Source organism: Butyrivibrio sp. MC2013, from assembly GCF_000424585.1.
Lineage (GTDB): Bacteria > Bacillota > Clostridia > Lachnospirales > Lachnospiraceae > Butyrivibrio.
This window is the reverse complement of sequence record NZ_AUKE01000006.1, coordinates 86,644-101,337: the sequence shown is the minus strand read 5'-3', so window position 1 is coordinate 101,337 and position 14,694 is coordinate 86,644. Positions and strand designations below refer to the sequence as shown.

Below are 14,694 nucleotides of genomic sequence, written 5' to 3'. Positions count from 1 at the left end.
TCTACGAGTCTTTAGACTCAGTGCCGGTAACAGGCCCTTATAGGGCCAGAACAAACCACCGGCTAAGCCGGTGGTTCTGATTCCTTAGGATGCGCTGACGAACTGGGATGAATAGAGGTCGTAGTAAGCGCCCTTTTTGGCCATCAGGCTCTCGTGGTTACCCCATTCCAGGATGCCGCCATCGTCTATGACAAAGATCCTGTCGGCGTTTTTGATAGTGGAGAGTCTGTGAGCTACGACAAAGGATGTACGTTTCTTTAGGAGTTCTTCTATACCTCTTTGTACCAGGATCTCAGTTCTGGTATCTATGCTGGAAGTGGCTTCATCCAGGATCAGTATCCTGGGATCTGTGAGCAGGGTCCTGGCGAAGGCTATGAGCTGGCGCTGGCCGTTGGACAGACCGCCGCCTCTTTCTGTTATCTCAGTATCATAGCCTTTTTCCAGCTTGCTGATAAAATCGTCAGCATGTACAGCCTTTGCTGCTGCTATCATCTCTTCGTCTGTGGCGCCGGGCTTACCGTACTTGATATTGTCCCTGATGGTGCCTGAGAAGAGATAGTTGTCTTGGGTCATGATGCCCAGCTGGCTTCTAAGGGACTGGATAGTCACCTTGCTGATATCGTGACCGTCTATGAGCACGCGGCCTGCCTTGGTATTGTAGAATCTGCTGATCAGACTGACTATGGTGGTCTTGCCTGCGCCTGTGGGTCCTACCAGAGCGATGGTCTCGCCCTTTCTGGCCTTGAAGCTCACGTCATGGAGTATGTCCACGTCAGGCTCGTCGGGATAGGCAAAGGTCACGTGATCAAATTCAACATTGCCCTTTATTTCAGGCATATCTATCACATCATCCCCGTCCTTTACCAGGGGCTCCATATCCATGATCTCGTATACACGCTCAGCAGAAGACATGTTTGTAATGAGCTTGTTATAGTAATTTGCCAGGTTTCTGATGGGGCTAAAGAACATGCCAAGGTAGAGCACAAAGGCGGATAAGGTACCTATGGATTCCGGCTGCACGCCAAGCCCTGTGACAGCTATATAGTATAGGGTGGCAGTGCCAAGTCCGCTGGCCAGTTCTATGGTAGGGCTGTAGATATCTGCTACGATAACGGCAGACCTGAAGGCCTTTATGACCTCATCTACAATGCCGTCAAATTCCCTTGCAGATTCCGCCTGGGCATTAAAGCTCTGGATGACAGACACGCCTTCGATGCCTTCGTGGATAAAGGCTGTCATGTTGGAGTCCTTCTTTTTGAGCTTCTGCCATCTCTTGTGGGCCAGGATCTCGCAGAAATACAGGCCCAGCACGATGATGGGGATAGCCACTGCTGCTGACAGGGTCAGAGCAGGACTCTTCACCAGCATGATCACCAGGATCACTATGAGGCTTATAGCTTCCGGCGCCAGAGTGGTGACAGTGCTGGAGAGCACGTCCTTGAGGGAATTGACATCGCCTGTTACTCTGGCCAGGATCTTGCCTGATGGCCTCTGGTCAAAAAAGTCTACGCCCAGCTCCTGGATGTGGAGATAGAGCTTCCTTCTGATATTCAGGATCATGTCATTGCTAATGACAGCCATCATCCTGCGCCATATCCTGGTGGCTATGAAGCTGATAACGGCAAGTGCGGTCATGATAAGCGCCATGACAAGGAGTCCCTTCTTGTTGCCGTGATATACTTCATCATCTATTATCTTCTCGATCAGGAGAGGATAGGTGGTTGATATTGCTACTGTGAGGAAGATCAGCAGAGATACTATGACGATCTTTCCTCTGTATTCTGTGAGATTCTTAAGGAGCCTTATGAGTACCTCGCTTTTGAGGGTCTCCTTGAGATCTTCATCTTCTCTTGTACTGTTTATAGCCATGTTTCCTCCTACTTATTGTCCGTGTAAAATGTCGTTCTTATTATGAGTGGTCTCTTAGCTTAAGGATCACTCATTTACTGCCATGGCCTTGTGATAGTCGCCGTACTGGGCTTCGTAGGTGCTGTAGTAGAGGCCCTTTTGCTGTATCAGCTCTGCGTGGGTACCTCTTTCTGCGACCTTGCCGTTTTCCAGTACTATGATCTCATCTGCATCCTTTACGGAGGATATCCTGTGGCCGATGATGATCTTGCTCATATCATTTCTGGCACTGATCTCTTTCTGAATGGCAGCCTCGGTTTCTGTATCCAGGGCAGATGTGGAGTCATCCAGTATGAGGAGGTCAGCCTTCTTTGCCAGGGCTCTGGCTATGGAGAGCCTCTGCTTCTGACCGCCTGAGAGGCCTATTCCCCTCTCGCCGATGATAGCTTCATAACTGCCTGTTATCTTCTCTACAAATTCCTGGGCATGGGCGCTCTTTATGGCATCCCTGACGGTGCGCTCATCCATGCTGTCCTTAAAGCCCAGCCTCACGTTCTCTGAGATGGTATCAGAGAAGAGGAATACATCCTGGGTAACAACTGATGAGAAGGCCCTGATATCGCTAAGGGGCATCTTCCTGATATCCTTGCCGCTTATGGTTACGCGGCCGTCTGTGACATCATAGAATCTCTCTATGAGATTGACTATGGTACTCTTACCTGCGCCTGTGGCACCCATGATGCCCAGGGTCTTGCCCTTTGGTATGGCAAAAGAGATATCAGAGAGGATCTTTTTGCCCTCGATCTCAAAATACACATTTTCAAAGGATATCTCGCCCTCGCGAGCAGAAGCTTCATCTGCAGCCTTATCTGCAGCAGGGTCTGTGATCACGGGACTGGTCTCCATGACCTTGCCGATCTTCTTGTAGCCTTCCAGGCCCTGGGATATGAGAGAGAGCATCCAGCCCAGGTTCTCAATAGGCCATACTATGTTGATGGAATAGGATACAAAGGCTACCAGTGTACCATAGGTGATGCTGCCGTTTATGGCTGCATAGCCGCCAATAGCTACTACGCAGATCTGCATGATCCTGGGGATAAAGGCCAGAAGAGGATCTGTGTCTGCCAGGTCAAAGGCAAATTTCTTATTGGCATCGCCGTAGTCTTTGTTTTTCTCATCAAACTTTTTCATCTCCGAGCTCTCAGCTGAGAATGCTTTGACAGTCCTTACGCCTGTGATATTCTCCTCTACAACCTTGGTGAGAGCAGCATTCTTGTCACTGATCTCATCAAAATCCTTGCTCAGCTTCTTTTCCAGATGCAGGGCAAAATATCCAAGAGGCGGCATAAACACCAGGGCCACCAGGCTCAGCTTCCAGTTGAGTCTGATCATACAAAAGACTACTGCTGCAAAATAAACGGCTGCCTCTGTGAGGAGCATTCCTACAAAGCCTGTGAGATCCCATACGGATCCGCAGTCGTCCTTGACTCTGGCCATGAGCTCGCCGGTATTGGTCTTGTCAAAATAGCTCTTATCAAGGGAGAAGATATGCTTCATCATATCCTTCCTAAGCCCGGATGCCACCCGGCAGCCTGACATGTCGCAGGCAAATTCCTTGATAAACTGAAAGAGGCCTCTTCCCAGTCCTGCACCTATAAATAGCAGGATATCTCTTTTGAAGATGGCCATGTCCCTTGCCACGATGACATCATCCACCATGGACAGGGTGATAAAGGGCACCAGCACGTCTATGATAGTGCTGCATATCAGCGCTATTCCTCCAAGTGTATAGCGCCACCAGTTTCTGGTCACATACTTTTTCATCTTGATCTGATTCCTTCCTATAATGCCTAACTGATTAACGTCGTCTATGCTCCACTGCTATCTTGGAGCATCAAAAAAGCAGCAGGATATGGAGATCCCACTGCCTCTATGCCGGTCCGATCAGTGCCGCCAGGATCCTAGGAAGCAATCTGTCCCATGGGTCCTTGGCATAAAAAAGGCGTGGTCTCCAATACGGATACCACGCCGAATATACGCAAGTAATTTAATGCGCAGATTTAAGCGAGGTAACCGTGCTGCTATTGTTCACTTCATAATTGACTTTGATTCTGATCATTACGTTTACCTCCTTTCCTGTGACTTGTTAGCGTTTACATCTTTACGCTATACTAATACTATTAGTTTGTCAACAGCTTTTTTAAAAAACATGGGAGGAGCATGAAGAAGTGGAACTTTATAATGGAAGACCGGATAATGACAAGGACAGGCTCCCCAGGGAGATGAGGGTATATGACCTTTTGGACAGCCTGGGGATAGAGTATGTGCGTGCAGATCATGAAGCTGCCATGACTATGGAGGCCTGCCAGGCAGTGGACAGGGCGTTGGGGATGCTGATGTGCAAGAATCTCTTTTTGTGTAACAGGCAAAAGACTGCCTTTTATCTCCTTCTTATGCCCGGGGACAAGAAGTTCAAGACAAAGGAGCTCTCAAGTCAGATCGGTTCAGCCAGGCTCTCTTTTGCAGAAGCAGAGGATATGCTGCGCTATCTGGATATAGAGCCGGGATCTGTGAGTGTGATGGGTCTTATGAATGATCATGACCATGCTGTAAAGCTCCTGGTGGATGAGGATATCCTAAAAGGAGAGTATATAGGGTGCCATCCCTGCGTTAATACGTCCAGTCTGAAGATAAAGACCGGGGACATTATGGACAAGCTCCTGCCTGCACTAGGGCATAAGGCGCAGGTGGTACATCTGATCGGGGAGTGATATGAAGAGTGATAAGGTAAAAGAGCCTGTAAACGAAGGCAGATCTGCTGGCACTGATACTGTCAGGGTAAGGAGAAAGCATCCCTTTATTTACAAGGCCATCAAGGAAACAGTGCGCTTTTTTTATATCAAAATGGAAGTTGTGGGGGCGGAGAATATACCGGAAGGCGGCGCGGTCATAGTGGGCAATCATTCCCAGGCTCACGGGCCCATAGTAGGTGAGCTCTATGTACCGGGGAGTTGCAAGATATGGACCATAGCTCAGATGATGAACTGGAGGGAGGTGCCTGACTATGCTTATCAGGATTTCTGGTCTGCCAAGCCCTTGTATATAAGGTGGCTGTTCAGGATCGTATCCTATCTCATTGCACCGATCGCGCATTTTGTCTTTAATAATGCAGACACAATCCCTGTTTACAAGGATAAAAGGGTCTTTGATACATTTCGTCAGAGCACAGACTTTATTTGCTCAGGAGGAAATGTTATTATTTTCCCTGAGTGTTATGACGAGTATAATAATATAGTCCATCGCTTTCAGACGGGATATGCAGAGCTGGCCAGGACATACTACAGAAAGACCGGCAGGGAGCTGAGTTTCGTGCCCATGTATATATGCCCGGCGCTGCATAAGATATATTTTGGCAAGCCCGTGACATATAGCCGGGATATTCCCTTTAAAGAGGAAAAGGAGCGGATAACTACTGAGCTCATGGACAGGATATCTGATATGGCTCTTGAGCTGCCAAGGCATAGGGTGGTACCCTATCCCAATGTGCCAAAATCTCAGTATCCCTATAATGTGACATAAGTGTCAATAGGCGCAGCAATGGGCTAAAGAACGGTTTGTGACACACGTGTCATGAAGTCGAATATATATGATTTATGGAGTAGTGTATTGAAGAACGTATTTAAAAATGTAATTAAGCTGAAGAAACCTGTTGTAGATTATAGAAAGCTGCGTCCCGGAAATATCCTTGAGCCGCAGTACAGGCACCTGCTGCTCATGCTGGGCTGGGTCTGGTATCTGACCATGTATGTGCTCACCGAACGCTTTATACCTGTGGAGAAATGCCACGTGGTACATAGCGTGGTAGATGATATGGTACCCTTTAATGAGTACTTTATCCTGATCTACTGCTCCTGGTATCTGCTTTTAGTTGGTTCTATCTGCTATTTTGCATTTTATGACATTGAGAGTTTTGTTAATCTGCAGACCTTTATCATAGCTACGCAGGTGATAGGAGTCATATGCTATATTATCTGGCCTTCGGTGCAGACCATGAGGCCACATACTTTTGCAAATGACAATTTCTGTACCTCTCTGGTACAGTTGATATACAGTATAGACACACCTACAGGCGTGTGTCCGTCACTGCATGTGGGCTATTCTATGGCTATACTCTCTGCCTGGGTCAAAAAAGAGGACGCAGCTAAAGCGTGGAAACTGGTATTGACCGTATGGGTCATACTCATAAGCCTGTCTGTAATGTTTGTAAAGCAGCACTCTTTTACAGACGTATGGACAGCACTTATCATGTGCGGGCTTATAGAATGGCTGCTATTCCAAAGGCAGCTGGGCAAAAAGTATCTCACTGCGATTGAAAGATAGATAGGCTGATAATAGGGGCCTATCGGAGGATATGGAGGATTAGTATGAAAAGGAGAAGATGGGGCGACCGCAGAGACGGGAGACTTCTCAGAAATATCGATTCCATGCATTATGTAATGCCGCTTATGTATCCTAACAGATGCGACAATGAAGCATATATGACTATGCAGGTCGATCTGAAAAATGCTGAGAGCTATATCAGGAACAAGAGCTGGGAGGGGAAGCTGACCATATTTGAGATAGTCATAGCCGCAGCGCTGAAGACTATATGGCTCCGCCCTCAGATGAACCGCTTTATAGCCAATAAGAACATATATCAGAGAAATGATGTAACAGCGGCTTTTACAGTAAAGAAGACCTTTGCAGATGATGGTGAAGAGACCCTGGCCAGGATAGAGGCTCATAAGGGAGATACCATAGAGACTCTGTCAAAGAAGATCGCACAGCAGATACATCTGTGCAAAACAGGCGTTGATGAATCTACCAAGGCCATGAATGTGATACAGAAGATCCCCGGCAAGCACCTTATAGGTCTTATAGCCAGGTTCCTTGACAGGCACGGCATGATGCCCGGTGCAGTCATCGCTTCCGATCCATATCAGTGCTCAGTGGTACTCACCAACCTGGGCTCTATAGGCATGAACGTAGGCTATCACCACCTTATGAACTGGGGCACCAACTCGGTATTTATCGTAGTGGGAAGTAAGGCCAAAAGGGCTCACTTCGGCCCTGAGGGCGTTGCCAGTATGAGAAGAGAGCTGGCGGTCTCTGTGACTATTGATGAGAGGATATCCGACGGCTTCTACTACGCAAGGTCACTGCGCATGCTCAAGAAGTTAATAGAGAATCCCGAGCTCATGGAACTCCCCATAGAAGTGGATAAGACAGGACTGGCAGAAGTTATATTATAGTTGTTGACTTTAATGATTTAAAGCGCTATAGTTTAAAGTGTCAACGTGTCAAAATTCATTTTAGCTTTGGGAGGGTTATCATGATAATCAAGGTTCTATTACTTATTTTGTTTTTCTCTGTGATGTTATTTATAGGATTTCAATGCAGGAAAAACTCCACTGACGTAAACGGCTTTGTACTGGGCGGCCGGTCTGTAGGTCCCTGGGTTACAGCATTTGCTTACGGTACTTCTTATTTTTCCGCAGTAATATTCGTAGGATATGCGGGACAGTTTGGCTGGAAATATGGTATTGCCGCTACCTGGGTAGGTATAGGCAATGCACTCCTTGGCTCGCTCCTGGCTTGGGTGGTGTTGGGCAGAAGGACCAGGATCATGACCCAGCATCTGGGCTCTGCTACTATGCCTCAGTTCTTTGCTGAGAGATTTGGCGGCAAGTCTCTTAAAATCGCAGCTTCTATTATCACCTTCATATTCCTGATCCCTTATACAGCATCTCTCTATAACGGACTTTCAAGACTCTTTGGCATGGCCTTTAATATCGACTATTCTGTATGTGTGGTAGTAATGGCTGTGCTTACAGGAATCTATGTTATAGCCGGTGGTTACATGGCTACTGCCATCAATGATTTCATACAGGGTATCATCATGCTCATAGGAATCACAGCAGTAGTACTCTCTGTACTTGGCAGCCAGGGTGGTTTCCTTGCTTCTCTTGATGGACTTGCCAGGATCAGTGATGAGACAGTATCATCTCAGCCCGGCGTCTTTGCTTCATTCTTTGGCCCCGATCCTCTGAATCTCCTGGGAGTAGTTATACTGACATCTCTTGGTACCTGGGGACTGCCTCAGATGGTACAGAAGTTCTACGCTATCAGAAGCGAAAGAGCTATATCCAAGGGTACTATGGTATCTACATTCTTTGCTTTCGTAGTAGCAGGCGGCTGCTATTTCCTGGGCGGCTTTGGCAGACTCTTCTCTGATAGAGTGGATATAGCTGTAGGCGGCTATGATTCCATCATTCCTGCTATGCTCTCCGGTCTTCCGGATTTCCTCATCGCTGTGGTAGTGATCCTGGTGCTGTCAGCCTCCATGTCAACACTCTCTTCTCTGGTTCTCACCAGCAGCTCTACTCTGACTCTGGACCTCTTAAAGGATCATGTGGTCAAGGACATGAATGAAAAGAAGCAGCTCCTGATCATGAGAATACTCATTGTAGTATTCGTAGCTATCTCTGTAGTGATAGCTATCGTTCAGTACAAGCAGAACATCACCTTCATAGCTCAGCTAATGGGCGTGTCATGGGGCGCTCTTGCAGGAGCATTCCTGGCTCCCTTCCTCTATGGTCTCTACTTCAAGGGAACGAGCAAGGCAGCTGTATGGTGCAGCTTTGTATTCTCTACAGTAGTGATGCTGGCTAATATGTTCTTCAGACCCAGCTTCCCTACACTTCTTCAGTCACCTATCAATGCAGGCGCCTTCTGTATGATAGCAGGGCTGGTAATCGTACCTGTAGTATCACTTTTTACTCCAAAGCCTGACAAGGAGCTGGTAGACAAAGCGTTTGCCTGCTACAACAAAGAGGTTAAGGTACACCAGAGCACATCCCTCACAGACGAGGAAGTGGCTTGAAACCAAAAAAACCGGCTTGCTAAGCAAGCCGGTTTTCTTGGTTCAATCAAGCTGAAGGTGGCTACGAGTTCGAAAAAAACCTCTTCTTATACCGGAAAAGTGACTGATCTGTGATCAATTAAATGACGGTAATTCATCTCGTACCAGGACGTTGCCTGCCCAGTAGAGGTTCTGGATCTCTGTGTTGCTGTTATATGAGAAGGTCAGCTCGGCCCAGCTCATGACGAATACCCATTCGGGCTGCTCAGAGAGCTTGGAGGCTGTGGGGAGCTTATCACATTCGCCGATAGCGATGAGCTTGTCGCCGGCTACCTGCTTTGCCAGGTTGTACTTGTAAGTGGTAAATCGGTCTGAGTTGTATATATCTACAGCAAATATATCCCAGTAGGAGCTGCCGGGATTGTAGTCACTCCAGTTGTAGGAGAGATCCTGCATATCCCATACCCAGATGATATTGTCCAGTCCCTTGACATTTTCCAGATAGTCTCTGGTGAGTCTATACAGAGCTGCAGAGCCGTTGTAGCCTGTGCGGCCTGCCCACCAGAACTGGCTCTGGTTCATCTCGTGGAAGGGTCTGAAGAGTACGGGTACTCCATTGTCCTTGAGATACTGGAAGTAAGCTGCGTAATTATCAAGGCGCTGTTTCCATATGCCGTTTAAGTATCCGCCGTCAGTGATCAGGTCATTCCATTGAGAATCGGAGAGAGAGGAGCATACTCCGCCGTTCCAGGAACCTGTTTCTCCCTGTGTGGGAGGTGTGACATGGAGCATCAGCTGTACGATGCAGCCGTTGTTCCACTGAATCTTGGCTTCATTTACCATGGTCCATCTGTTGGATACATCATCTGAGGAATACAGGAAGTCTCCGCTCCACAGTCCCGCATACTGGCCTGTGATGGCATGAGCCTGATCAGTCTGCTTGGCAGGATAGGAGTTGGGCTCTCTGTTGTGGATACCTATCACGGTCTTGGAGCCTTTGATGCTGTAGAGGTAATTCAGCACATTCTGCTTTGCATAATAGGCTGAGGAATGGTTGCCGCTGTTATTATTATTATTATTATTATTATTGTTGTTGCTCGCAGAGCTGCCGTATATTTCAAATTCGTACACCGAAAACCCCCATGATGTAGCTCTGTGAATACAATAGAGCTTCACATATCTGGCAGAGACGGGATCAAAGTTTATAGTCTCTGTACCGCCTGTGCCGTTATAATTGGAATAGACTGTGGTCCAGCTGTTATAGTCATTGGACACCTGGATCTGATAGGATGCTGCATAAGCTGCTTCCCAGGCGATCTTCACTGAGGAGACTGTTGTAGCCTGCCAGAGGTCTATGATCAGATTCTGGTTATCTGCAAAGGATGAAGCCCATCTGGTCTCGCCATTGGCATCCACTGCCTTATCAGCAGAATAAGAAGAGCTTTCCTGGCTGGATGCTGTTGCTGTCCGCATATAAGCGATGTTTTCCGCAGCCTGTGCTTTGATCGGATGCGCACCAAAGGCGGATAGCATGATCGCCAGCGCAGTTCCTGCAGCGATCAGTTTACATGTTACTTTGTGCATAGTTTTCATACCCTTTCATTCCTTTCTCTTTGTTGTAACCCCTCGTCATCCGAAGGCTCCCTGCAGGCCTTTTTTTGATGTGCATCCATGTAGTCTGAAAATCTTATGTAACCCTCGCAACTCATTATCGAATGACTGCTAACAGTTTAGCGCAGTCTAAGGTAGAATACGTATGCAGAAATTTGTATTTGTATCCAATAATTTGTATTGCAATCAGTAAATATGTTTAGTAATCCAATAAGATGCATACAGGGTCAAAAGCCTGTTCCCACGGAACAATCCGTGTATCATCTTTTGGCACCTTAAATTATGATATATATCTAATCAATAACTATTAAAATAATGGTATATACTGAGAATAGGAATCTTTCAAATGGCCTATTTGCATATAATTTTAGAATCTTTATCAAAAATAATCTCACAAATTGTCTGTTTTACATGACATATCATTATTCTTTTATGGTCTTCAAAACTAGTAATATCAATATGTAACTTATGTTTTTCATTATTTGGAGGGTTAAAATGAAGAAAACATTAAGCATGCTCACAGCGGCAGTGCTCATGGCCAGCAGCCTGAGCGCCTGCGGTCTGGAAGCAAATGATCCGGGGAACTGTCCCGGAAACGGCGGTGAAGAGCAAAATGAAGATCCCACTGGCGGATCTGAAGAAGGTGGAAATAGCGAGGAGACCGGTGATGATGAAGGGGGGAATGGAACCGGATCAGGAGAAAACGGAAGCGGAGAAGGAACAGGAGAAGGCGGCAGCGGATCAGAAGAAGGAGGATCTGAGACAGGTTCTGAGACGGGAGATTCCGGAGAGGGAGGCGGCTCAGGAGAGGGCAGTGGATCAGAAGAAGGCGGTTCTGAGACAGGAGGTAATGAAGGCTCTGGAACTGGTTCTGAGACAGAAGGATCCGGAGAGGGAGAGGAGACTGAAGTGACTCTTGATATCAGATCCCATGATATTGCAGCAGGAGATACAGCTGACACCAATCCTCTTAAGGGACTGATACCCTTCTCGGGTGTGTCCACTTTTCCTCATTCTATGGAATGGTTCTATATAGCTGTCAATGAAGTGGAGACCGCAGAGGGAGTATATGACTGGACGGCCCTGGAGAACAGGCTGGATACCATAGCAGGAAGAGGACATCAGGCAGTCCTCAGGTTCTATTACGATTATCCCGGAGAGGATACTGGTGTGCCTCAGTATCTTATAGACGGCGGTCTGACTATGAGGCCCTACAATGAGCCCTCTGATCTGGGCGGAGCCGGTCTTTGCCCTGACTATTCAAACAGCGCTTTCAGACAGTCCATGCAGGACTTTATAGCGGCCTTTGGCGCGGAGTATGACGGTGATCCCAGGATAGGCTATATCACGGAAGGACTACTGGGCTTTTGGGGCGAATGGCACAACTGGCCCTTTGATGAGGATACATCAGATGGCAAGCCTGACTGGAGCATACCTGCGGAGGTATATTCAGAAGTATACAGTGCTTACAATGATGCTTTTAAGACTACGGGTCTAATAGTGAGAGAGCCCAAGGATGGAGTGGATGACCCTTCGTTTGCTACAGGCTATCACGATGACTCTTTTGCCTACGCTACCTTGTCTGCAGCAAAGGGGGGTCAGGACTGGAGCTTCATGCAGAGGCTGATCAATCAGGGAGTAAATGACAATTGGACCTTTGCCTGCGTAGGCGGAGAGGTATATCCTCCCCTGCAGGGCACTATTTTCACAGGAAATCCCACATCTGATACCCAGAACTGGCAGGCCTGCGTGGATGAGACTCACGCCAGCTGGCTGATGTGCGACCAGATCAAGGGCTATAAGGGCACTACCAGAGACAATGCCATTGCAGCTTCCAAGGGACTGGGCTACGACCTGCAGGTAGTCACTGCTGATTATAGCGAGCTGATAGGCGGTGATACATCTCTTCCTCTGTCAGTTACAATGAAGAACAATGGCGTGGCGCCCTTCTACTACGATCACGAGACCTGGCCTGTTATGATAGGCGTCAAAGAAAATGGCACCCTGGTTAAAAAGTATTACACAGACTGGGATCTGGATGAAGTGGCTGCAGATGGGCAGGCAGTGCGTTTTGACAGCGTCATAGTTGAGCATGGACTGGGCGATGGTACATACAGCCTCTGTATCAAGGTCCGCAATCCCTTAAGGGGCGGCGTATTATTCTCTTTTGCCAACGAAGGGCAGGGAGATGACGGCTGGCTGACACTGGGAGAGTTCACAGTAGAGAATGCAGGAGAAGTGACATATGAGCCTGTAGATGATGATCTGGGACCCGGCGCAGTAGCAGAGCCCGAACCTGTACCCGACGGCGTGGATGGCAAGTATGAAGCCGAGAATCAGCAGCTGGAAGGTAAGGCAACATTGTCTGATAATTACAAGGCATCCGGCGGCATGATGGTAGGCTGGATCGGAACAGGAGACGGTGAGAGCGGAAGCCTTTATTTTGACCATATCGAAGTTGATGAAGAAGGCCCTTATACAGCCGAGATAGCTTATGTACTGGGAGAAGCAAAAAGGACAGCGACTATTGATGTCAACGGCGGCGAGGCAGCAGGGAGCGAGAGTGTGGAAGTGGTATTTAAGTCCACGGGCGGCTGGACTACTCTTGGTACTACCATTGCCAATCTGAATCTGAAAAAAGGCATTAACACCTTGAGAGTTCACAATGATAATGGCTATGCACCTGACCTTGATTATATCAAGCTGACCAAGGGCTATACAGAGATAGAAGAGCCGGATGAACCTGAAGCGCCCGAAGGCAGCGGCTATTTTGAGGGCGGAAGCTATGCAGACTGGTCAGATGTGGAAGCTGTGTATACTAGTCCCGCAGAGACCATATGGATGACAGATGATGATGACTACATCTATCTTGCTGCAAAGCATACATATAGCAGCCTGTCTCACTGGCAGGTAATGCTGGAAACTGATGGCAGTACAGACAGTGGTATGACCAGTACATGGCCTTTTGCCCCGGGCGGCATCGATTACATGATAGAAGGCGATACCGGCAGCGGAAACCTGGCATATAAGGCTAATTCAAACGGCGACTGGGAATGGGATTTTACAGCTTATGTAGCCGATCCCATGAATGCGCTTGTAGATACAGTCAATAATACTATTGAAGTCAGGATCAAAAAGGAGGCCCTGGATAAGGCGGACAGGCTTCTTGGCAATACTATTGGCGCAGGCCTTCGCTATATAGACGACGACTGGGCTGAGCTGGGATCTACAAACGGCGCAGAGCTCTTCTACTATGACATGGCTTCCAGCGGAAACGGAGGCGGCCAGGCAGGCGGCGGCTCTGATAGCGGATCAGGCTCCGGTGAAGGCGGGGATGCTCCCGCAGAGACCTTTGAAGGAAGCCTGGGAGTATGGGATGGTGTGAGCCCCTTCTATATGGACTCTGTGATGAGCCTCTTTGTAACAGATGACAGTGATTATCTCTATCTGGGAGTAAGCGGAGTCAGTGAAGATACATATCCTCACTATGCTATAGAATTCAATACTGACAATGACACGTCTACAGGCTACCAGCTGGACTGGATCTGGAAGCCCGGCACAAGCGGCTCTGATTATGTAGTGGAATCTGGGCTCTTAAGGCGCCAGACTACTAACAGCACCAGCTGGGCTCCCCTTGAAGACGTGACAGGCGGACTTGTTTACTACTCCTGGGCAGCAGACAAGATGGAATTAAAGATAGCAAAGTCAAAGCTTGGCACAGCTGACAAGGCACTTGCCTCCACCATTGGCATTGGTATGGAACTGAAGGATGACAACTGGGTACTGGTACACTCTACCAACCACGATGACTTCCAGATGCCCATGCAGACGTATAGATTCTTGGATAAATAATCTGAGTTACGAGGATAAAAAGAAAAAATGTGATACTGTTTGACGAATACTTGATTAGTAACAGAGAAGAAATACAGGAGAAACTTACTGCTGTAGGAGCTGGCTTTGTAGATGGTAATCGGGAGATAGTTCATCAGAAATAATCGCGCTGATGCAGAAGATTATTTTCCGCAGTGAGCATTCACTTCAAATGGTAGTTTTGCTTATTCTTCATTAGCGGCCTTCAAAGCGTCCACGAGAAAGTTGTCTGAGCAGGGCGAAGAAGGAAATATATACTTAATGGTCATTTGGCGTCTTGACGCCAAATGACCATTATTTTGAAAAACTCCACCTTCGTCCCTGCGAGTTTCTTTCGAGTGAGGCGCATTACCAAGAAGGCTGCGATGAAGAATTTAGCAAAACACCATTTGGAGTGCGCGAACGAGGAAAATAACTTCTGTAACAGCGCTTGTATGAACTGTAACGATGAGTCAAACTGTCAC

General features: G+C 47.7%; 9 protein-coding genes. 6 read left to right on the top strand and 3 right to left on the bottom strand.

The features are described 5' to 3' along the window. Positions 1–84: 84 nt before the first annotated feature. Together G636_RS0104135 and G636_RS0104130 are read right to left on the bottom strand one after the other, a co-directional pair. Positions 85–1,869, bottom strand: a complete 1,785-nt coding sequence (locus G636_RS0104135; protein ID WP_026506998.1) for an ABC transporter ATP-binding protein — start codon at positions 1,867–1,869, stop codon at positions 85–87. A 66-nt stretch (positions 1,870–1,935) separates the two neighbouring features. Continuing rightward, the gene (locus tag G636_RS0104130; protein ID WP_035778731.1) at positions 1,936–3,672 is read right to left on the bottom strand and encodes an ABC transporter ATP-binding protein; all 1,737 of its coding nucleotides are present in this window, start codon (positions 3,670–3,672) and stop codon (positions 1,936–1,938) included. A gap of 404 nt (positions 3,673–4,076) precedes the next feature. Here G636_RS0104130 and G636_RS0104125 point away from each other — a divergent pair, with 404 nt between their 5' ends. The 5 genes from G636_RS0104125 to G636_RS0104105 all read left to right on the top strand — a co-directional run bounded on the left by G636_RS0104125 (position 4,077) and on the right by G636_RS0104105 (position 8,770). Further along, on the top strand, positions 4,077–4,619 hold the full coding sequence (locus G636_RS0104125) for a prolyl-tRNA synthetase associated domain-containing protein (RefSeq protein WP_026506996.1): 543 nt from the start codon (positions 4,077–4,079) through the stop codon (positions 4,617–4,619). 1 nt (position 4,620) lies between these two features. Beyond that, complete coding sequence (locus G636_RS0104120) at positions 4,621–5,427, top strand: lysophospholipid acyltransferase family protein (protein WP_026506995.1); 807 nt, start codon at positions 4,621–4,623, stop codon at positions 5,425–5,427. 87 nt (positions 5,428–5,514) lie between these two features. Beyond that, positions 5,515–6,228 carry a phosphatase PAP2 family protein gene (locus G636_RS0104115; RefSeq protein ID WP_026506994.1) on the top strand — a complete coding sequence of 238 codons (714 nt, stop codon included), beginning with the start codon at positions 5,515–5,517 and terminating at the stop codon, positions 6,226–6,228. A 44-nt stretch (positions 6,229–6,272) separates the two neighbouring features. After that, a complete protein-coding gene (locus tag G636_RS0104110; RefSeq protein WP_026506993.1) occupies positions 6,273–7,139 on the top strand; it encodes a 2-oxo acid dehydrogenase subunit E2 in 867 nt (288 codons plus the stop codon). Between the two features lie 80 nt (positions 7,140–7,219). Next, positions 7,220–8,770: a sodium:solute symporter family protein gene (locus tag G636_RS0104105; RefSeq protein WP_026506992.1), complete on the top strand. Its 1,551-nt coding sequence runs from the start codon at positions 7,220–7,222 to the stop codon at positions 8,768–8,770. Between the two features lie 114 nt (positions 8,771–8,884). Here the strand turns inward: G636_RS0104105 and G636_RS19865 are convergent, their stop codons facing one another. Next, positions 8,885–10,333, bottom strand: a complete 1,449-nt coding sequence (locus G636_RS19865; RefSeq protein WP_196803028.1) for a glycosyl hydrolase — start codon at positions 10,331–10,333, stop codon at positions 8,885–8,887. 522 nt (positions 10,334–10,855) lie between these two features. Here G636_RS19865 and G636_RS19305 point away from each other — a divergent pair. Further along, entirely contained in the window at positions 10,856–14,212 is a 3,357-nt protein-coding gene (locus tag G636_RS19305; protein ID WP_051226499.1) for a carbohydrate-binding protein, read from the top strand. The last annotated feature ends 482 nt before the right edge of the window (positions 14,213–14,694 follow it).